At 61.5% G+C, this 21,867-nt stretch carries 12 protein-coding genes and 1 pseudogene; 7 read left to right on the forward strand and 6 right to left on the reverse strand.

What is annotated here, in order from left to right; all coding sequences use genetic code 11:
• The first annotated feature begins 45 nt into the window (after positions 1–45).
• The gene (locus tag J3P76_RS17895; RefSeq protein ID WP_420767413.1) at positions 46–936 is read left to right on the forward strand and encodes a DMT family transporter; all 891 of its coding nucleotides are present in this window, start codon (positions 46–48) and stop codon (positions 934–936) included.
• Between the two features lie 6 nt (positions 937–942).
• Here the strand turns inward: J3P76_RS17895 and J3P76_RS17900 are convergent, their stop codons facing one another.
• Positions 943–1,230, reverse strand: a complete 288-nt coding sequence (locus J3P76_RS17900; protein WP_420767414.1) for a SelT/SelW/SelH family protein — start codon at positions 1,228–1,230, stop codon at positions 943–945.
• Positions 1,231–1,298: 68 nt separating this feature from the next.
• Here J3P76_RS17900 and J3P76_RS17905 point away from each other — a divergent pair, with 68 nt between their 5' ends.
• On the forward strand, positions 1,299–3,500 hold the full coding sequence (locus J3P76_RS17905; RefSeq protein WP_434701058.1) for a patatin-like phospholipase family protein: 2,202 nt from the start codon (positions 1,299–1,301) through the stop codon (positions 3,498–3,500).
• A 136-nt stretch (positions 3,501–3,636) separates the two neighbouring features.
• Here the strand turns inward: J3P76_RS17905 and J3P76_RS17910 are convergent, their stop codons facing one another.
• The 3 genes from J3P76_RS17910 to recQ form a co-directional block, all read right to left on the reverse strand.
• A complete protein-coding gene (locus J3P76_RS17910) occupies positions 3,637–5,610 on the reverse strand; it encodes a FimV/HubP family polar landmark protein (protein WP_434701059.1) in 1,974 nt (657 codons plus the stop codon).
• Between the two features lie 111 nt (positions 5,611–5,721).
• On the reverse strand, positions 5,722–6,156 hold the full coding sequence (locus tag J3P76_RS17915; RefSeq protein ID WP_003199001.1) for a MarR family transcriptional regulator: 435 nt from the start codon (positions 6,154–6,156) through the stop codon (positions 5,722–5,724).
• A gap of 117 nt (positions 6,157–6,273) precedes the next feature.
• Complete coding sequence (recQ, locus tag J3P76_RS17920; protein WP_434650288.1) at positions 6,274–8,400, reverse strand: DNA helicase RecQ; 2,127 nt, start codon at positions 8,398–8,400, stop codon at positions 6,274–6,276.
• 327 nt (positions 8,401–8,727) lie between these two features.
• On the opposite strand from recQ, the gene J3P76_RS17925 reads away from it, so the two are divergent.
• The 3 genes from J3P76_RS17925 to J3P76_RS17935 all read left to right on the forward strand — a co-directional run bounded on the left by J3P76_RS17925 (position 8,728) and on the right by J3P76_RS17935 (position 10,316).
• Positions 8,728–9,315: a UPF0149 family protein gene (locus J3P76_RS17925; RefSeq protein WP_420767418.1), complete on the forward strand. Its 588-nt coding sequence runs from the start codon at positions 8,728–8,730 to the stop codon at positions 9,313–9,315.
• Positions 9,316–9,323: 8 nt separating this feature from the next.
• The gene (locus J3P76_RS17930) at positions 9,324–9,719 is read left to right on the forward strand and encodes a YbaN family protein (RefSeq protein ID WP_434562943.1); all 396 of its coding nucleotides are present in this window, start codon (positions 9,324–9,326) and stop codon (positions 9,717–9,719) included.
• Between the two features lie 156 nt (positions 9,720–9,875).
• On the forward strand, positions 9,876–10,316 hold the full coding sequence (locus J3P76_RS17935; RefSeq protein ID WP_434610218.1) for a hypothetical protein: 441 nt from the start codon (positions 9,876–9,878) through the stop codon (positions 10,314–10,316).
• A gap of 717 nt (positions 10,317–11,033) precedes the next feature.
• On the opposite strand, the pseudogene J3P76_RS17940 reads toward J3P76_RS17935, so the two are convergent.
• Positions 11,034–11,240 (reverse strand): annotated as a pseudogene (locus J3P76_RS17940) (type I secretion C-terminal target domain-containing protein); the annotation flags it as partial.
• 131 nt (positions 11,241–11,371) lie between these two features.
• Between J3P76_RS17940 and J3P76_RS17945 the strand changes: the two are divergent.
• Positions 11,372–14,335: a hypothetical protein gene (locus J3P76_RS17945; protein WP_434610216.1), complete on the forward strand. Its 2,964-nt coding sequence runs from the start codon at positions 11,372–11,374 to the stop codon at positions 14,333–14,335.
• Between the two features lie 74 nt (positions 14,336–14,409).
• Here the strand turns inward: J3P76_RS17945 and J3P76_RS17950 are convergent, their stop codons facing one another.
• Complete coding sequence (locus J3P76_RS17950; RefSeq protein WP_434701060.1) at positions 14,410–20,043, reverse strand: retention module-containing protein; 5,634 nt, start codon at positions 20,041–20,043, stop codon at positions 14,410–14,412.
• Positions 20,044–20,491: 448 nt separating this feature from the next.
• On the opposite strand from J3P76_RS17950, the gene J3P76_RS17955 reads away from it, so the two are divergent.
• Entirely contained in the window at positions 20,492–21,850 is a 1,359-nt protein-coding gene (locus J3P76_RS17955; protein ID WP_420767423.1) for a TolC family outer membrane protein, read from the forward strand.
• The last annotated feature ends 17 nt before the right edge of the window (positions 21,851–21,867 follow it).

The raw sequence follows: 21,867 nt of genomic DNA on the forward strand, positions 1-21,867 counted from the left end.
AGCGGGCTTAATAGCCGAACGTCCCACCGTTGAACAAGGATTGCAATGACACCCCGTACCGCCCTCGGCGCCCTGCACATCGGCGCACTCATGTTCGGCCTCACCGGCGTGTTCGGTAAGCTCGCCGCAGCCTCGCCGGCCGTCATCGTGTTTGGTCGCGCGGTGTTCGCCGTGCTGGCGCTGGCGGCGTTTGCCCGGTTCGCCAGCCCTACCCGCTGGGAAAAGCTGCGGGGCCGGGACCTGCGCAGGTTGCTGCTCGGCGGGCTGTTGCTCACCGGGCACTGGGTGAGTTTTTTCATTTCGGTGAAAGTCGCCGGCGTTGCGATCGCCACCCTGGGATTCGCCAGTTTTCCGGCCTTTACGGTGCTGCTTGAAGGGCTGATTTTCCGCGAGCGCATCCGCGCCAACGAAATCCTCTTGGTGGTGCTGGTGAGCGTCGGCCTGGTGTTGGTCACGCCAACCTTCGACCTGGCGAGCGGCGCTACCACCGGGCTGCTCTGGGCGGTGGCCTCGGGGCTGTTGTTCTCGTTGTTATCACTGACCAATCGCGCCGGTTCAGGACACGTGCCCCCGGTGCAGGCCGCGCTGTGCCAGAACGTCGTGGTCGGACTCTGCCTGTTGCCAATGGCCGCGCCGCAATTGGCCGACGTTCGTCCGCTCGACTGGTTGTGGATCGGCCTGCTCGGGGTGTTCTGCACCGGCCTGGCCCATAGCCTGTTCGTCGCCAGCCTCGCGGTGATCAAGGCCCGCACCGCCGCGGTGGTGTTCGCCATGGAGCCGGTCTACGGCATCACCATCGCCTGGCTGCTGTTCGACGAAGACCCGACCCTGCGCATGTTGCTCGGTGGCGCGCTGATCATCGTTGCGATCGTGGTGTCGAGCCAGCTGGACGGCACAAAGAAATCCAGCGCCGGCGCCCAGGCCCCGTCTCACTGAGCCCGGTCACTGGATTCTGTCGTTGTGCCCCAGGTCGCGCTCCGGGTCGATCTGGTCGCGGACCCGCTGCTTGAGCACCTTGGCCTCGGGAAAACCTCCATCCGCCTTGCGCTCCCAGATCTGGGTACCATCGCAGCCAATGTGGAAAACCCCACCGGTGCCTGGCACCAGGGACACCTTGCCGAGGTCGTCGCCGAACGTGCTTAGCAGTTCCTGGGCCAACCAGGCGGCACGCAGCAGCCATTGGCACTGTGTGCAATAAGTGATGACGATTTCCGGTTTCTGCGCGGTCATGGGATCAACTCCTGGTTGCAAAGGCGTCGTTATACTACTCGCCTTTGATTGCCTACCCGGAATTGACGATGCGCCGCCTGCTGCCTTGCCTGCTACTTTTGCTATTGCCCCTGCTCGGCCAGGCCAACGAGCCCGCCGTCGAAACATCGCGCCCGAAGATCGGCCTGGTACTGTCCGGCGGCGCGGCCCGTGGGCTGGCCCACATCGGCGTGCTCAAGGCCCTGGAGGAACAAGGCATCAAGATCGACGCCATCGCCGGCACCAGCATGGGCGCGGTGATCGGCGGCCTCTATGCCTCGGGCTACAAGATCGACGAGCTGGAAAAACTCGCCCTGGGCATTGATTGGCAACAAGCCCTGTCCGATGCCCCGCCGCGCAAGGACGTACCCTTCAGGCGCAAGCAGGATGACCGGGATTTCCTGGTCAAGCAGAAACTGAGCTTTCGCGACGACGGCAGCCTCGGCCTGCCGCTGGGAGTGATCCAGGGACAGAACCTGGCCCTGCTGCTCGAAAGCCTCCTGGCCCACGCCAGTGATACCCGGGACTTCGACAAACTGCCAATCCCCTTCCGCGCCGTGGCGACCGACATTGCCACCGGTGAAAAAGTCGTGTTTCGCAAGGGCCACCTGCCCAAGGTCATCCGCGCCAGCATGTCGATCCCGGCCGTGTTTGCGCCGGTGGAGCTGGACGGCCGCCTTCTGGTGGACGGTGGCATGACCGACAACATCCCTTTGGATGTGGCTCGAGAAATGGGGGTGGACGTGGCCATCGTCGTTGATATCGGCACCCCACTGCGCACCCGTAAGCAACTGGTCACGGTGGTGGACGTGTTGAATCAGTCAACGACGCTCATGACCCGGCGCAACTCCGAAGAGCAATTGGCCACCTTGGGGAAAGATGACGTGTTGATCCAACCGGCCCTGGCAAGCTTCGGTTCCACCGACTTCGGACGAGCGCAGGAAATAGTCGATGCCGGTTACCGCGCCACACGGATACTCCAAACGCGCCTGGCGCACTTGCGTCCCGCCGAGCCGGCCGACGCCGAACTGCTGGCGGCGCGCACCCCGAGCGAGCGCACCCCGGTCATCACCGCGATCCGGGTGGAAAACGATTCGAAAGTCGGTGACGACGTGATCCGCTATTACATTCGCCAGAAGATCGGCGAGCCGCTGGATCTGGGGCGCCTGCAAACCGACATGGGCACGCTGTACGGCCTGGATTATTTCGAGCAGGTGCAATACCGCGTCGTACACAAGGGCGCGGACAACACGCTGGTGATCAATGCCCGGGGCAGACGCACCGGCACCGATTACCTGCGCGTGGGCCTGAGCCTGTCGGACGACATGCGCGGCGACAGCGCCTTCAACCTTGGCGCCAGCTATCGGGTCAACGGTATCAATCGACTGGGTGCGGAATGGCTGACCCGGGCGCAGATCGGCGACAAACAGGAGCTGTACAGCGAGTTCTACCAACCGCTGGATGTCGGCTCGCGCTACTTCGTCGCGCCCTATGGACGGTTCGAATCGCGCAACGTCGATTCGATCCTCGACAACGATCCGGTGGCCCAGTACAGGGTCGAGCGCTATGGCTTTGGTCTGAACCTGGGTCGCCAGATCGGCAACAGCGGGGAGATCCGCTTCGGTGTGGGCCAGGCCTGGGGCAAGGCCGACGTGCGCATCGGCGACCACGACCAGCCCAGCGAGAATTTCAATGAGGGCTTTTACGAGCTCAAGTATTCCTTCGACTCCCTGGACAACGTGTACTTCCCCCACGAAGGCGAAGACATCGGTTTGTCCTGGCGTCAGTACGAACCGGGCCTGGGTTCGGACCAGCGCTACCGCCAATGGGAATTCAAACTGGACAAGGCCCTGAGCAGCGGCCCGGACACGTTCATCCTGGGTGGTCGCTACGGCCGCACCCTCGATACCGCCGAAGTAGTGACCTCCAGTTTTGTCCTCGGCGGCGCTCGGCAATTATCAGGCTTTCGCGAGGACGGGATATCCGGCCAGAACATGAGCCTGATGCGCGCCGTGTATTACCGCAGGCTCACGCCTCGGGCCTACCTGCCGTTGGATTTCCCGCTGTATATCGGCGGCTCGCTGGAGCGTGGTCGGTCCTGGAACAACGACAACGAGTTCGACAGTGGCTACATCAACGCCGCCAGTATTTTCCTGGGTTTCGACACGCCGCTGGGCCCCTTGAACTTCAGCTATGGCGTAAATGACGACGATGAGCAGGCGGTGTATTTGAACCTGGGGCAGACGTTCTAAAGAACACAGCCCCTACCTTGTGGGAGCGAGCCAGCTCCCGAATGCGGTAGACCGGCTAGCACTGGTTGTGAATACACAACTGTCATCCCGAGCAGGCTCGCCCCCACACGGGATTCCCGTCGGCCTTGCAATCGTCTCAGCGAATCCCGGCGAGCAAAACCCGGGCGGTTTCCCTGAGCGGTTCATCGCCCTCTTGCAGCAGCTCCTCCAGCAACGTGATGGCGCTCTTCAGATCGCCCTCGTCGATGCAATTCTGGGCTTCTTCAAGTTTCTCCGAGTGCTCCGATGTGTGCGGTTCGAAGGAGACAGGTTCGAGGGAGAGGGATTCGAATTCGGGTTCAACGGGCGCTGGCTCCAACTCCAGCGCTTGCTCCTCATCGGCAAACCCATCGAGGAAATCATCGTCCAACGACTCCGTTTCCAACGGCGCGCCCCATTGCAGGTCCGTCTCATCGAAGCCCGATAGGGTCAGCGTATCGGCGGCAGCGGCCGGCGGTTTTGGGGGCTCTGGGGATGCCCGTTGGTCATCGGCCAGGTCCCAGCTGTTCTCCAGGGAAAGTCCATCCAGGTTCAACTCGAACTCATCGCTGGGCGCGGCCACAGGTTTCGGCGCGGGCACTGGTGCCTGGAGTTCTGTCGGCGTTTGCGTCGCAGCATTAACGAGGGTCACCCTGGGGTAACGCTTGCGGACGTCTTCCAGTGCCTGGCGATCGACGCCCTGGGCCGATAAATGGCTCTCCTGGGCCTGGAAGCCGATCACATCGCCCTGCTTGCCCAATACATCCAGCAACTTCAGGCCCAGGTCGGTACGGTCCGGCTCGGCCAGCAGTGCCGCGCGCAGCAGCCCCGCGGCTTCAGTGAAACGGCCATACGTCAGGTAGATCCCAACGCCCTCGAGCACGTCTCCCAAAGGCGCATCGCCATTGTTGAACGACGAGGCGACCTCGGGATGCTCTTTGTCGGCACTCTCGGCATAGGTTTCGGTGTCGTCATCCAGGGCCAGGTCCGGACGCTCGGCCAATGGCACAGGCCTTGTCACTTCCCGTTGTTGACGGTGACGAAGGAACAGCAAAAGCGCAAGCAACCCAACCAGCCCCACCAATCCCCCTACCCACAACCAGTCGACGCCTTCGGTTTGCGTCGCTGGTGCTGTCTCGTCCATCGGCGAGGCTTCGGCGGGTTCGGTTGATTCGGCAGGTTCCGGAGCAAGTTCCGAGGTGATCTCAGGTGACGATGCCTGGGTCAGTTGCGCCTGGAGATCGCTGATCTGCTGGCGTTGAGCGGCGATTTCCTGGTCCTGAGCCTGGATCCTGGCTTGTAGTTGTTCGATGGTCTGCTGTTGCTGCTGGCCTTGCAGCACACTGGCTGCCAATTGCTCGGCATTGTTGTCGGGCGCGGCGGGAGCCGGGCTGACAGGACTTTGGGCTGGAGCAGGCAAGACGGCCGAATCGGGAAGCAACAAGCGTTGGCCGATGGAAAGTCGCTCGCTGCCGGGGTTCAAGGCCTCAATCCCCTGCATCAGTTCATTGACCGATGCATTGCTGCCCGCATCGTGCAGGCGCTTGGCGATGATCCAAGGGTTGTCGCCCTGCACCACGGTGTAGCGTTTGCCCTGTGTGGCCGGAGGCGGCTTGATGGCTGCCTTTGTTTCGGCCGGGGCGGAAGGCTCATCAACAGACGGAGCTATGCCGGGCGCGCCCGGTGGATCGATCAACACGGTGTATTCTCGCAACAAACGCCCGTTGGGCTGATTGAGCTGCACCAGAAAGTTGAGAAACGGCTCCTCCACCGGTTTGCTGGACGTCACCCGAATGAAACTGCGCCCGCCACGCAGCACGGGGGTAAAGCGCAAATTATTGAGGAAGAATACCCGCTCCACGCCCGCACGACTGAAATCCTCCGCCCCCGCCAGGCTGGCGGACAGGTCGCCCTCGCTGAGGCCCGCCGCGTCAACCAAGGCGATATCGGCGCGCAACGGCTGGTTCAGGGCGGAATGGAGCGTGATCTCACCCAGCCCCAGCGCCGACGCCAGGGCTGGAAATCCCAGGACACCCACGACGACCGACACGTTGATCCAACTGCGCAACGTGGACTGCAAACTTTCAAGCATGGGTATCCCTTTGATCAACGACCTATGCGAAACGCTTCCAATACGATCGCTTAGTACTGGTTATAGTTCGCTAACCGTCGAATCTCAAAAGTCGGATGCCAGGGATATGCCTCAGGATTTTTCAAGGTTGGCCAGGATCGTGCCGTGAACCCGCATGCAAACCCGCATGTCCGCTTCATCGACGCCCTCGAACAACTCCCGGCGCAACTGCGTGGCAATGGTTTCGATTTGTTCGATCAGCGGTAACGCCGGGGCGCACAGCACGATTTTCTTGGCCCGACGGTCTTCGGCCACGGCTTGGCGTTGCACCAGCCCCTGGGTTTCCAGGCTATCGAGCAAGCGGGCCAGGGTCGGGCCTTCGACGGCGACACTCTGGGCCAACTCGCGTTGGGTCGGCGCCTGCTCGAAACGGGCCAGGTGCAGCAGCACCAGCCAGCGCGCCTGGGACAGGCCCAGTCCGGCGAGACGACGATCCAGTTCGGCGCGCCAGCCTCGGGACATTTGCGCCAACTGCATGCCAAAACGGTGTTGATCGGTCAAAGGCATAAAAAACTCATCAAATCTGAAATAGAGAAATACTAATTATTAGTCAGCTAAGCATGAGCTTGAGGTTCAGGCAAGGCTCGCACTGTAGTGAATCGTTAAAGGAATGTAACTGGCTGATCAGACTTCAAATTCCGATTGCAATGCAGCCCTGACGCAATACAAAACTCCTTCTGGGACACGTCCTACAAACAACGCGGCAACTTCCGATACGGGAGGCAACTCGCCCTCCCCATCGAGAAACGCATCCTGAACCTCGCCCATCAATTCTTCAGGCAGATCCAGCGCCTGCTCCAGGGACAGTTGTTGCTCGCCAATGGCCTCGGCCAGCATCGTGTAGACGTTCTTTTCCGAGCATTGCAACTGTCCGGCAATCTGCAGCGGGGTCATGCCGGCTCGAGCCAAGGTGATGAGTTCGTGGCGTACATCGGCCACCGCTGGCGGTGTCTCGGCTTCGCCTCCCAACACCTGGAGGAAGGCCTCGCCATAACGCTCCAGCTTGCGCGCGCCGACACCACTGACCCGGGCCATTTCCGCCAGGGAAGTCGGTTGGCTGCGGAGCATTTCCAGCAAAGTGGAATCGGGAAAGATGACATACGGCGGTACACCGTGTTCCTCGGCCAGCTTGCGACGCAGGGCGCGCAAGGCTTCCCACTGATCGCGCTCTTCGCCGCGCACCAGTTGGCTGGCCTGGCTCTTGCTGCTCTTGACCGCTGTCGCGGGCTTGAGGTCGCGGCGCAGCTCCAGGGTGACCTCACCCTTGAGCAAGGGGCGGCAACTCGGGCTCAGGCGTAAGCCGCCGTAGCCTTCCAGGTCGATGTCCACCAGCCCGCGGGCCACCAGTTGCCGGAACAATGACCGCCATTCGCTTTCGCTGCGGGCCTTGCCCACGCCAAACACTGACAAGTGCTGATGACCGAAGCCACGGACTTTCTCGTTGTCCTTGCCCAGCAGCACATCGACCAGATGCCCCACGCCATAACGCTGGCCCGTGCGATAGATCGTCGAGAGTGCCTGGCGGGCAGGCTCGGTGGCGTCCCAGGTCTCCACTCCATCGACGCAGTTGTCACAGTGCCCGCAAGGCTGGGGCATGTCTTCGTCGAAATAGGCGAGCAGGGTCTGGCGTCGGCAGCGGGTTTCTTCGCACAGTGAAAGCATCGCGTCGAGCTTGTGCTGCTCCAACCGCTTGTGACGTTCATCGCCCTCCGAGTTCTGCAGCATCTGCTTGAGCATCACCACGTCTTGCAGGCCGTAGGCCATCCAGGCATCCGCCGGCAAGCCGTCACGACCGGCACGCCCGGTTTCCTGGTAATAGGCCTCGAGGGACTTGGGCAAGTCAAGATGAGCGACGAAACGCACGTTGGGCTTGTCGATGCCCATGCCGAACGCCACGGTGGCGACCATGATCAAGCCTTCTTCGTTGAGAAAGCGCTTCTGGTGATAGGCCCGCAAGTCATTGGGTAGCCCCGCATGATAGGGCAATGCCGGGAAACCTTGTTCGCTGAGGAACGCCGCCACCTCCTCGACTTTCTTGCGCGACAGGCAATAGACAATGCCCGCGTCGCTGCGCCGCTCCGCGAGGAACGCCAGCAACTGCTTGCGTGGCTGCTCCTTGGGCACGATGCGATAGAAAATATTCGGGCGGTCGAAACTGGAGAGGAATCGCTCGGCGTCTTGCAGATGCAGCCGCTCAATGATTTCTTCACGGGTACGCTTGTCGGCGGTGGCCGTCAGCGCGATCCGCGGTACATCGGGAAACAGCTCCGCCAGTTGTCCCAACTGCAGGTATTCGCGACGGAAATCATGACCCCATTGGGACACGCAGTGAGCTTCGTCGATGGCGAACAGGGCTATTTCCAAGCCCTGTAGAAAAGCCAGCATGCGCGGCTGCACGAGGCGCTCCGGCGCCAGGTACAGCATTTTCACCTCGCCACGCTTGATGCGCGCCGCCAGGTCCCGCTGCTGCTCGGCGCTCAAGGTGGAATTGAGCGATGCGGCGGCGACACCCAGCTCTTCAAGCGTGGCGACCTGGTCATCCATCAAAGCGATCAGCGGCGAAACCACCACCGCCAGACCATTGCGCAGCAGCGCGGGCACCTGGAAACACAAGGACTTGCCACCGCCGGTGGGCATGAGCACCAGGGCATCGCCACCGCTGGCCACGCGCTCAATAATGGCACCCTGGCGGCCACGGAAACTGTCGTAGCCGAAGATGTCCTTGAGAACGCGTTGAGCCTGTTCGAGCATAGAAACTCCAAAATCACCAAAACATCCCTGCAAGGCTGGTTCAGAATCCAAAAGACTGCACCGACAAATCGTAAGTGGGCGTTTCGAACCGGCGGGACGCCGCAGGGCATCACAAAACGCGGCAGTATACCCGAGGGCTTCGTTGCGAAGGGGGTTGCTGACAAGAGGCGCTAGCGGCGAGTGTTGGACCAGGCCCAGACCTGCCACAGATCGCCCTGACATTGAGTCATGCCCGGCCAACGAAGAGGCAAATCCACCACGCGGCTGGCCTGGGCGCTCAAGAAGGCCTAGAATTCCCGCATTGTTTATTCCCCAAGGTAGCCCGTAATGTCCTTCGCTGAGCAACTGACCCGCCTGCAAGTCTTCCTCGACGCCGATGAGCTGCACGAAGAGGCGCTGGATTACGTGGCCGCTCATGGCTATCTGACTGCCCTGTCGATCTGCGCAGAATCGGTGCCCGATCGTGAGTGGATCGACGCCCTGTTCGCCGAAGAACCGCACTACGCCGACGAAGCCCAGCGCGCTGAAATCGAAGCCACGCTGGTGGGCCTCAAGGCCCACATCGCGCGTCAACTGGCTTCCGATGAGGAATTCGAGTTGCCGTGCGAGCTGGACCTGGGCGACGACCCGGACGATTCGGAACTGCGCGGCTGGTGCATCGGTTTCATGGAAGGCGTGTTCCTGCGCGAAGCCGCCTGGTTCGAAACCGCCGAGGAAGAAGTCAGCGAAATGCTGCTGCCGATCATGGTCGGTTCCGGCCTGTTCGACGAGCAACCGGAGTTCGAAGACATTGCCAAGGACGCGAACCTGATGGACGACATGATCGTGCAGATTCCGGAAGCGCTGACGGCCCTGTATCTGCTATGCAACGCACCGGACGAGAAGCCGGCGATTCTCAAGCCTCGCCACCACTGAGTCACCGGGTGCGCGCCCCTATCGGCAAGCGCCCGCTGATCCTGCGTTACGCTCTGCTGGCCGTCGGCTGGCTGAGCGTGGTGCTGGGGGTCATCGGCATCTTCATTCCCGTTCTCCCCACCACCCCCTTCCTCCTCCTGGCCGCTGCCTGTTTCGCTCGCAGTTCGCCGCGCTTCTACCAATGGCTGGTGGAACATCCCCGCCTCGGCCCGTGGATCGGCGACTACCTCAGCGGCAACGGCATCCCGCTCAAGGGCAAGGTCTACGCCATCGGCTTGATGTGGGTAAGCATCCTGCTCTCGTGCTACCTGGTGCCATTGCCGTGGGCGCGGGTCTTCATGCTGACCAGCGCGGTGCTGGTGACGGTTTACATACTCCGGCAAAAAACGCTGCGCCGGCCCTGATGCAGAAGGTCGCGTAGCGTCGCAAAGGTTCTGCACCTTTCGTCGCGAATCGCTGCCGACCTGTCAACCTTGACAGTAGCCAGCGCGCCACGGTCGAGGCTCAATGTCATCATTTCGTCATGCTTCAACCATAGCGTCGCCCCAAGGAGCGTGGTCATGCCCGACATTTCCTCCCCACTCGGTTCCTACGCCAATCAAGTATCGCCTCGCGCCCGCCATGCAGCCAAACGGCTGCCCCCTACCGTGCGTGCCACGTTGCCCTGCCCCAGGTTGGAAGAGGCCTCCCCGCCGGATGTGTTCGACCCTGGCAAAGAGTTCGAAGTCGTTCACGTGCTGATCGAATATCCGCAAATGGCCCGCAACGACATTCTTAGGTGCTATTGGCTTGGGGAAGATTCGTTGGGGTGTACCAGCAGCAAATTGACCGTCTCCGACGTCTTCGAAGGCCGTCCGGTGCGGTTCGCGGTGGGGACAGAATTTGTCATGCCGAACATGGGCCGACGTGTCAGGGTGAGCTACACCTTGTGGCGCGCCGGCACGCGGGAATATGAATACTCATCGGTGCTCAACTTGTTGGTGCGTGAACTCATAGCATGACCCGTTCCAGCAGAGCCCTCCCGTAGCTGAATAGACAACACCCGGCATTGCGCAGGGTGTTGTCTATTCAGCTCAGCTCAAACCGTGTCCAGCTTCAACGCTTCGCCCACCAAGCCTGCGAAAAACGTCACCCCTCCCAGCTCCCTGCCGCTCATCCAAAACCCGCCCAAACCTGTCGACTCTGACAGTAGCCAGCGCTTCCCGTCGGGAGTTTGATAGCCCTTACGTCTACGGGTATTCGCCCGTTAATTCTCTGGGAAACTCGCCATGGATATCCAGAACAGTGCCGGCGCCAATCGTTGGGATCGATGACATCGTACAAGTAACCTCCACCCAAGGCGCCTTCGCCGCACTGCGTGCCAACGGCACGATCGTGGCCTAGGGTCTCCCGGCGTGGGGGGGGCGATACCGCCGCGGTGGCGAGCCAATTGCACGATGTGCGCGCGGTTTATGCCAACAACCAGGCGTTCACCGCGTTGACGACCGACGGACGGGTCGTCACCTGGGGACTTGCCGGGGCGGGCGGCAACAGCGACGCAGTCCAGGGTCAGCTGCAAGGCCAGGTTTCTTACGAGGCCACCCCCATATCGCGTGGCGTGGCGTGGCGCAGACAACGTTTGCAGCGTTCCAGGACGATGCCTGACCCTCGCTCATAAGCTCCCGCAATCCAATAGACAACACCCGGCAGATCGCCGGGTGTTGTCATTTCTGCTCAGCTCAGACCTTATCCACCTTCAACGAATGATCATTCAGCATCCCGTTGATGATCGTCGCCGTATCAGCCCCGCCAATCATTCCACCCGATCCCGTCGTCACCCCGTAATGGCTGGCAAGATCGATGCCGGCCAGGTCGATGGTCTGGTTCGGCGTGGTACCGGCGGTGGTGCTGACGTCGATGCTGGTCACGACCGATGCGCCGGTGCCGTTATCTCCCCCCCCTGCCCAACCACTCGTCCAGAACATGTCCGCACCTGTCAGACCTGACAGTAGCCGACTTTTGCGAGCCGGGGTCTCATAGCATTTCAACCCACTGCCCGCGCAATAGGAGTCCGTTCATGTCCGACTCAACGCCAACCGACGATCAAACCGTACTGGTGCTCTTCCCTCCCCGTCTCCCCCTGGCCACATCCCCTGTGGCCCGCGCGCACTACGGTGTGCCCATACACAGTTACGATTTAATCCCGATGGGTTGCAAAGTGGAGGTCGACCCTTATCAGGGGCAGCAGGCTGGCGACACCGTTTCAATCAATCTAAATGGCGAAACGGCTCTTGATAGCCAACAGACCACCGGTACGAACGACACCGTCACGCTCCATATTCCTCATCAGAAATTGATGCCTGGCGTTGTAAATCGCTTGACCTACACCGTGACTCGCGCCAGCACGAACCTGGACACCTCTGAGCCACCGCTGGAAATCCTTTACCACAGGATCCGCCCAGGTAACGAGGACTTGACCCCGGGAGACAGGGAGCACTCCGAGCTTGTCCTGCTGTTGCCGGACGAAATCAAAAATGGTGTGGGCCCGGGTTTTACCGGGGCGACCGTGTGCGTGGAATATCCGTATTGCCGTGCTCACGACGTCATTCGACTCAACTGCAATGGCAATGACGTGCGTTACGTGGTGACCGAGACCCAGGCCCCTGCGCCGCCGGATCATGGTTCGTCCGTACCCACTCGGGTGTGCTTCGACATCACCAGTACCGACCTGGGCCCTGATCATCCCGAGTTCAAATTCTCCTTCACCGTAAACGACCAGCTCAACAACAGCCCCGACCTCGATTCCCCTTGGTCGGCCGTCCAGACAGTGGACGTGGACCAAGCCGGGGCCCGTTTGCCGGAGCCGATTCCACGGGAAATTCTCAGCGAGGCGAACGACGACCCCCATGTTATCGACCTCGAGAAACTGGGTTCCAATTCTTTATCGGTGATTATTCTGACCAGCGATCCGCGCTTTGTAGCAGGGGATACGATCGAGGCGACTTATATCGCGAAAATCGCCGGACAGCAGAATATCGAGTTCACCGTGACGGGCATCGTTGAATTGGATGAACTGGGACAAAAGAAGGCATGCATCCTTCTGGTTCCAAACGACAAGGTGATTCCAGACAGTACGGTGCAGATATCCTACAAACTATCCAGAAATGGCGCCCCGGTGGGCTCTTCCAGAACAGCAACCGCAACCGTTGTCGGAACAGCACCGGGACAACTTCCCACACCTTTAATCGATGAGGCTGCTGGAGATCACCTCGATCCATCCAACGTACCCAGCACCGGCGCAACCGTACGCATCGACGCATCAGCCCAATTGAAGGCCAACGATAACGGCGAAGTCCACTGGATGGGCGCGGCAGGCGCCGGTAGCAGGACTGTCCCGTTTTCGGTGGCGGCAAGTGAGGAAGGCCAGGACAAGACGGTCAAGGTACCGTTCTCGGTGGTTGAGGCTAACGAGGGGCGCACCATTACCCTGACCTACACCCTCAACCGCGCCGCAGGCGGCCCGCCCGAAGACTCGCCACCGTCGATTTACGACGTCGGGCGGCAGGTAGGCCCCGGCGCGCTGTTGGTCATGGGTGCTCGTAGCGCTTTCTTCAGGCATTGGTCCAGCATGGACATACGCCAGCTGGCGGCACTGGACCCAACGACCCTTCAGCCCCGCCTAGCGCTGTGGAGCTATGAGGGGGACAGTGGCAGCGTAAATGCAACCCACTTCCCGGATACCCAACCGTCACGCATGCTGTTGGTGCGCAGTGGCGACGATTCGATTCGTATCAATCCCATCAACGTTTTCAGCAACGGCAACGACCGGGAAACCGACCACCCGCTACCCTTCAGCGCATTTGCCGCTCGCCGTGACCGAGGCACCCTGATCGGGTGGGGCAGGATAGAGAACGGCAGTGACATCCCGCCGACCATCCGTACCTTCACAGACATTGTCGAAGTTGCCGGCTCAGCCTTCGCCTTTGCAGCATTGCGCGCCAACGGCCATGTGGTTGCCTGGGGCGATCCGACCAATGGTGGAGACCTGCCAGCATCGATAGCCCCTTACAACGATATCGTTGGAGTCAGCGCAAATGCTTCCGCCTTCGCAGCGCGCCGGTCCAACGGTAATCTGCTTGTCTGGGGCAGTGGTCGCTATGGTGGAGTTGTGCCGGACGAGATCGCGTCCCTTGGTGACATCGTTGAAGTGACAGGTAATCACGCGGCATTCGCTGCTCGTCGCGCCAATGGTCATGTTGTTGCTTGGGGCGTTTCAACCGCAGGCGGCTCGGTCCCGTCAGACATCTCGGCGCTGAACGATATCGATCACATCGTGAGCTCTGCTGCTGCTTTTGCAGCGCTACGCACCAATGGCAGGGTGGCCGCCTGGGGATATCCTACAGGGGGCGGAAGCGTTCCAGGCGCGATCACGATATTGGATGACATAACCTACATTACTTCCACTCAGGTTGACGCCAACGCCGATGCCACCCAAGGCACCTTCGCAGCACTTCGGCAAAACGGACACGTCGTGGCCTGGGGCAACCCAGCACTTGGCGGCACAGTTCCTGGGGACATCGCCGAGCTGAGCGACATCAGGCAGATCTCCTCCACGCTCGGGGCCTACGCGGTGTTGCGAGCCAGCGGGCATGTGGCAGCCTGGGGCCATACGACATATGGCGCAGTGGTACCGGCAGATATCATCGGGATCAATGACATCGTGCAAGTCACCTCCACCCAAGGCGCCTTCGCCGCACTGCGTGCCAACGGCACGGTCGTGGCCTGGGGTCTCGCGGCGTGGGGGGGCGATACCGCCGCGGTGGCGAGCCAATTGCACGATGTGCGCGCGGTTTATGCCAACAACCAGGCGTTCACCGCGTTGACGACCGACGGACGGGTCGTCACCTGGGGACTTGCCGGGGCGGGGGGCAACAGCGACGCAGTCCAGGGTCAGCTGCAAGGCCAGGTTTCTTACGAAGCCACCCCCATATCGCGTGGCGTGGCGCAGACAACGTTTGCAGCGTTCCAGGACGGTGCCTGACCCTCGCTCATAAGCTCCCGCAATCCAATAGACAACGCCCGGCAGATCGCCGGGTGTTGTCATTTATGCTCAGCTCAAACCGTATCCACCTTCAACGAATGATCATTCAGCATCCCATTGATGATCGTCGCCGTATCAGCCCCGCCAATCATTCCACCCGATCCCGGCGTCACCCCGTAATGGCTGGCAAGATCGATGCCGGCCAGGTCGATGGTCTGGTTCGGCGTGGCGCCCGCGGTGCTGCTGACGTCGATGCTGGTCACGACCGATGCGCCGGTGCCGGTGACGGTGAAGTGCAGGTAGTCGTCCAGGGACGCCGCGCTGCCGTTTTCGCCCAGTAGCAGTTGGGACAGGTCGAGTTTGTCCAGGCCCGGGGTGAAGTCGGTGATGACGTCGTGGCCGCTGTTGCCAGCCTGCCATTGGAAGGTGTCCGCGCCGCTGCCGCCGCTGAGGATGTTATTGCCCAGGCCGCCAATCAAAATGTCGTCGCCGCCCCCGCCGTTGAGCACGTCATGGCCAAGGCCGCCATCGATGCGATTGCCCGAGCCGTCGCCCGTGAGGGTGTCGTTGAAATTCGAGCCAACGAGGTTTTCGATGCCGGCCAGGGTGTCGGTCCCGGCCCCGAGGGTGTTTTGCGCGGCCAGCAGGCCGAGGTTCACAGTGACGCCTGCCGTGGCATGGGCATAGCTGGCGGTATCGTTGCCGGTGCCGCCGTCGAGCAGGTCGTTGCCGACGCCGCTGTAGAGCACATCATCCCCTGCCCCACCGTGCATGGCGTTATTGCCAGAGCCCGCGCTGAGAACATCGTCGCCACCGCCGGCGTTCAGCACGTTGTCGCCATTGCCGGCCAGCAGCACGTCGTCGCCCGCCGTCCCCGTCAGGGTGTGACCGGCTTGATAGCTGATGCCTACCCCGGCGCTATCGCTGCCACCGTGGTTGTCGCTGGCGGTGTAGGTGCCATGGAAATCCGGCGTGCTGTTTTGAGCGCCCGCGTAGTTGACCGTCAGGGTCAGCTGGTAGTTTTCCGAGCCATTGCCGTTGCCATTGCCAGGATTGGGAATGTTGGTCACATGGATCTGGTAGTTGCCAGTCGCCGCCGCCGTGAACGAGGCACCGTCGCTGATCGCGATGAAGGGCCCGCCATTCAAGGAGTACTCCATGGCGATGCGGCCCGCGGCCAGGTTGTGATCCAGTTTGAGGGTTTCGCCCTGCTTCAGGCTGATGTTGAGCCGGTCTTCATCGTTGGCGTTGCTGTTCGACACCGCCCCCAGCGCGCCACTGACTACCAGCACCGCTGTCATGCTCGCGGCATTGGCGACGAAGGCGCTGCGGTTCAGGTTGATCGACTGGACGTTGTTGCCGGCGAAGCTTGCGGTGCCGGTGCTGCCGGTGAAGTCCGCGCCCTTGGCAACCCAGCCTGTGTTGAAACTGGTCGGCGACGCGGTAAGCGGGTCGCTATTGGCGTCGCTGTCGTTGCCCAGCAACAGCTCACCGGGGACTACGATATTGCCCGACAGCACGTTGGTTATGACGTTGTCATCGATCGCCACCGGCGGGCTGTTGGGTTGGACCTTGATGACCAGGTTGGAGCTGGCCAGGTCGCCATCGTTATCACTGAGGGTGTAGCCGATGTTCTCGGTGATCAACGTACCGGTGGTGGTCTGGGAGGTGTAGCTGAACGCCCCGGTGTCGAGGTTCACCACCAGAGTGCCGTCGTGGCCGGTGGCGATGCTGACCGTGTTGGTCGCCGTATTGAAGACCCCATGATTGGTGCCGCCGCTGGCAGTCAGTGCTCCCTGGCCACCGTTGGCGTCCGGGTTGTAGCTGTAGGTCGTGCCGTCCACCAGGAGGCTTTTCACAAATCCGCCGTCGGCGCCGAACGAACCGCCCTCCCCGAGCAGGCTGCCGGTGACCGGCACGCCCTGCACGGTGCCGGAAAGCACCGAGTTGAGCTGGTTCAGGTCGGTGACCACGACCGCGTTCGTGTCGGTGTGGGTGCTGCCGTCGTGGGCCAGCGGATCGAGATTGATGTTTCTCGCGCCGCTGCCCAGTCCGATGGCGTAGTTCTTGATGCCATTGGCATCGAGAAAGGCTTTCCACGCGACCTCGTCCGCCGAGCCGATTTCGCCCAAGGTCGGCTTGCCGTCGGAAAAGAAGTAGCCAACGTTTTGTGCGCCAGCCAGTTTGCCGGAGGTTGCGAACGCAGTCTGGGCCGTGGCCACTGCCGCGTCGTAATTGGTGTCACCGTGCGCTTTCAGCGCGGCGATCAGCGTCTTGGCGGTTGCAACGTCCACCCAGACGGCACTCTGGTCGGTGGCGCTGCCGCTGAAGGTCACCAGTTGGACTTTCACGTCGCCCATGTCGTCGTATTTGTCGAGCAAGGCGCTGACCGCCTGCTTGGCCAGGTCCATTCGCGAAAGCCCCGGGACACCGGAGGCATCTTTCATGCTGCCGGAGACGTCGAGCACGATCAGCAGGTTCGAGTCGATCTCGGTCGCCGTGACCGAACGCTCGGACGCGACAGCCTTGGGTACGTCATCGACGATGCTGACCACCAGGTTGCCGGTGGTGCTGTTGCCCAGGGCGTCAGTAGCCTGATAAGTGAAGTTCTCGGTCAATACGTTTGGGCCATTGTTGGCATTGGGCGACGTTGCCGCCGCAGACGTCAGCGTATAGGTGTAGGAACCATTGGGGTTGAGCGACAATTGGCCGTGGGCGCCGTTGGCATCACCCACCAGGGCGAACGTGACGGCTCCGGTTGCGCCAGTGACCGAGCCTACCAGGGAGCCAGTCGCGGTTTCGCTGGTGGAGCCTGGCTCGCTGCCGGTCGTGGTGCCGGGCGCCAAGTCCTGGCCGTCCTGTTTCAGGTCCAGGGCCTTTTCGTAGACGGTGATGTCATGGTCGGTCTCGGCAACCAGGCAACTGTTGTGCACATCGATGGTGATGGTTGTGGTGCTTTCATCGCCGTCACCGTCGCGCACGGTGTAGGTGAACACATCAGTTGCACCTGGCGCGCCGACGGAGTCCGGATTGCTGTGATAGACCGCATTGCCGTTGGCATCCAGCGTCAGGTAGCCATAAGCGCCATTGATCTGCGTATTGAGGCCGCCGTTGGCGGGGCTTGAGGTGTCGTTGCCAGCGCGCACGCCAACCATCGTGCCACCGTCGGCACCAAGCACGTCGTTGTGCAAAACGTTGCCGCTGACCGTCCCGCCCTCCACCACCGCGGCGGTATCGCAATGCGCCTTGGGCACATCGTCGACAATATTGATGACGATGGTGCTGGTGACGGTGTTGCCGAGTGCATCCGTGGCCTGATAGGTAAAGCTTTCACTCAGTTCATTCGGGCCATCGTTGGCGGCGGGCGTTGTCGTGGCGGGCGACGTCAGGGTGTAGGTGTAGGAACCGTCCGGGTTGAGCAATAGTTGACCGTGGGCGCCGGTGGCATTGCCGACCAGGGCGAACGTGACGGCGCCAACGGCACCGGTCACCGAGTCCAGCAGGCTGCCGCTGGCGGTTTCGCTGGTGGCGTTCGGCAGGCTACCGGTGACGGTGCCGGGAGCCAGGTCCTGGCCGTCCTGGTTCAGGTCGAGCGCACTTTCACGCACGCTGACTTCATCATCCGGTGCGGCGACAAGGCAGCTGTTATGCACGTCGATGGTGATGGTGGTGGTGCTTTCGTCACCGTCGGCGTCGCGCACGGTGTAGGTGAACACGTCGGTGGCACCCGGTGCGCTGACGGCATTTGGATTGCTGTGGTACACAGCGTTGCCATTGGCGTCCAGGGTCAGGTAACCATAGCTGCCGTTGATCTGGGTATTGAGGCCGCCAACGGCCGAGGTCGAGGTATCGCTGCCAGCGCGAACGCCGATCACCGCGCCGCTTGCCGCAGGCCCATCGGCACCGCCCTCATCGTTGTTGAGAACGTTGCCGCTGACCGTCCCGCCCTCATCCACCGAGGCGGAGTCGGCATGAGCGGTAGGCAAGTCATCGACAATGTTCACGTCCAGATTGCCGGTGGCCGTGGTCCCGTTATCGTCCGTGACCACCACGGTAAATTGCTCGCCCAGGCTGTTGGCGCCGTTGGCGTTGGGATGGGCTTCGTTGTCGAGCAAGGTGTAGCTGTAGCTGACCACGCCCGTGGCGGCGTTGAAGCCGGTCACGGTCAGGGTATTGCCCAGCGCCGTGGTGATCGATTGTGGAAATCCGGCGGCCACGCCACCGCTGACCACGGTGATGCCGCCAACGCTCAGGCTCTGCACGCCGTCCAGCGCGGTCACGGTGAAGGTGCCGTTTTGCGTCAGCGCCGACGTGTCCGGGCTGCTGCCGTCGTCGAGGTTGTTTTCCTGGACCGTGAGCTCGCCGCCATCGGTATCCAGGCCGGTGATGATCACCGGGTCGTCGTTGTTGTGGACTTGCAGCACCAGGTTCGCGGTGCTGGTGTCGCCATCGGCGTCGGTCAGGGTGTAGGTGAAGGTTTCCGTGCCGCTGCCGCCACCGTGTAACGCGACAAACTGCGGATCGCTGGTGTTCAGCGTGTAGGTGTAGGTGCCATTGGGATTGAGAACCAAAGTACCGTAGGTGCCGGTAAATGTGCCGCCAATGATCGGCCCGCTGTCAGGGCCGGTGGGAATGCGGTCCGCACCCTGGTGATCGTTGGGCAAAACGTTGCCGGTCAGGCTCACGAGGGTTTCCGACGCGGTACTGGCGTGGCTGTCGTCGATCGCCTGGGGCACGTCGTCGGTGATGTTGACGTCCAGGCTCCCGTTCGCGGTATCACCGTCGGTGTCGATTGCCACCACCGGGAATTGCTCGCTGATGGTGTTGGCACCACCGCCCGCCGGATGCGCTTCGTTGTCGGTCAAGGTGTAGCTGTAGGTGACGACGCCAGTGGCGGGGTCGTATCCGGTAATCGTCAGCGTGTTGCCCAGGGCCGAAGTGATGGACTGCGGGAAACCTGCGGGCACGCCACCGGTGATGACGCTGATGCCGCCGATGCTCAAGCTGCTCAGGCCGTCGGGAGCCGAGATGGTAAAGGTGCCATTTTGCACCAATGCACCAGCATTACTGGCGGTGCCGTCGGCGAGGTTGGCCTCGTTGGCGGTCAATTCGCCACCGTCCACGGTCAGGCCATCGAGGGTGACGGGGTTGTCTGGGGTTTCAGGAATGACCGGCGCAACGGCTGCGTCGTCGCCATCCGGGTCAGCCGCCACCTCCAGCAGCGGAAATTCGGGTATGCCATTGAAGCCTGCGGTGGGGAAGCCGATCAGTGGATCGACCTGTCCACCGACTTCTTCCAGCAACACAAAACTGTGCCCGCCGCCCACTGCGCCGGGGTTGCCGCCCTCGGCCCCGGCGGCCGTGGCCTCGCCAGTCTGGGTCGGGTCGGCGCCGGCCGCGATGGCTTGCTGCAGCTTCTGCACATCGGTCAGTTGGGCCTCGCTGGGCGTCGGCGTTTGCGGCGTGTCCACCCGCGGCGCCTGCTGATCGGCGAGCAATTGTGGGGTCAAGGTCAAGTCGCTGCCGCGACCCAGGGTCAGCTCATGGCCGTTCTGCAACTGCACCGCGACAGCGCCTTCGGCCCCGGTGACCAGGTGCTCGCCGGCATACAGCCGGTCACCTTCGACCAGAGGACGCCGCAGCCCGCCGACGTCCTGTGCGAAAACCTGCCCTACCACCTTGCTGACGGTACCGATGAGCGCTGCCATGTGCATTCCCTCCGCTGCCAACCACAGTCGGCACCTGTCTGGGTGAAGATCGGTGCTGGGTAGCCGCCAGAATTTGGAAAATCTGCCAGCTTTCGAGACCGTACGAGGGACAGTCAAATTGCCATAACGACAAAAAAACGTCACTCAAAACTGTCTCACTTTTGAACCCTTAGCACCTCTTCACATCGTTTCAAAAATTATGTGGAACTTTTTATTGACGCCTACAAACCGACGAAACCCTTATTCGGCGAGGCTTTCGCTTTGAACAATGTGCTGGATTTTTCCAAGCTCATAAGTTTTTTTTGGAATAACTGTTATGAGAAATTCTTCTTAGGTTTTTCCTAGGATGTTCTTAGCTGTGTTGTTACAAGGTTGAAACGGTTTTGATCTTTTAAACGTCAATATTCTGGCGACAACGAAGTACAACAGACCTCAGGAGAAGCACCCCATGCGCGTTCTTACCCCCCTCTGCAGCGCGGTTCTACTGGCCATGGCCTGCTCCTCTCAGGTTCAGGCGATGTCCCTGACCGAGGCGATCCAGAGCACCATCGCGACTCACCCGGAACTGGCGCAACGGGTAGACAGCCGTCTGTCGGCCAACGAGGACGTCAAGGTCGCCAGAGGAGGCTTCTTTCCGTCGGTGGATTTGAACGCCGGTTATGGCCGTGGCTACAGCGACAACACCAATACCCGGGCACTGGGCAACCATCACACCAACATCCTGACCTACACCCAGTCGGAACTGCGCCTGCGGCAGATGATCTTCGACGGTTTTAATACCGCCAATGAAGTGGAACGTACCCAGGGCGTGGTCAATTCCCGGGCCTATTACGCCCAGGGCACCGCGCAGGATCTGGCGCTGCGGACCATCGAGGTCTACCTGGAAGTGCTCAAGCGTCGCGAACTGGTGACCTTGGCCAAGAACAACCTGCAAGCGCACCTGCGCGTCAATGACCAGATCGGCCTGCGCACCGAGCGCGGCGTGGGCAGTACCGCCGACTCCGATCAGTCCAATGCACGTCGGGCCCTGGCGGAAAACAACTACGACACCGCCCAGGTCGACCTGGCGGACGCGGAAGCAAATTTCTACAGCGTGGTCGGGCGCATGCCCGATGAGCTGGAAACCCCACCGTCCACCAAAGGCGAGATCCCCGTGGACCTGCGCGAAGCCCAGCAAAGCATGGTGGATAACAACCCGTACCTGAAATCGGCCCAGGCCGACATCCAGTCCGCCGAAAGCCAATACGAGGTGGCGAAATCACCGTTCTATCCGCGCTTCGACGCCGAAGCAGCCGTGGGCGCCAACAACAACCTGGGTGGCGAGGAAGGCCACGACAACAACTGGCGGCTGGGCGTGGTGATGAACTACAACCTGTTCCGCGGCGGCAGCGACAAGGCGCGGCTGGCATCCAACGCCCACCAGATCAACCAGGCGATGGACATCCGCAACAACGCACTGCGCCAGCTCAACGAAGACACCCGCCTGGCCTGGAACGCAATGCTCAACGCCCGCAAACAGACGCCGACCGCCCGGGAATACGCCGACACCACTTCTCGTGTGCGCGCGGCTTATCAAGATCAGTTCGGCCTCGGCCAACGCACACTGCTTGACCTGCTCGACAGTGAAAACGAGCTGTATAACGCCAACCGCCGTTACACCGAGGTGCGCTACACCGAGGAGTATTCGATGTACCGGGTGTTGGCGAACATGGGCCTGCTGCTGCAGAAACAGCGGATCGTGCTGCCGGCCGATGCGGTCGCGCAGACCGAAGTCAAGAACCAGGCACGGCTGCCGGAACTGAAGTAATCCAGTGGGAGTGATCA

Source organism: Pseudomonas sp. D1-36, assembly GCF_051132205.1.
In the GTDB taxonomy this organism is placed as follows: domain Bacteria; phylum Pseudomonadota; class Gammaproteobacteria; order Pseudomonadales; family Pseudomonadaceae; genus Aquipseudomonas.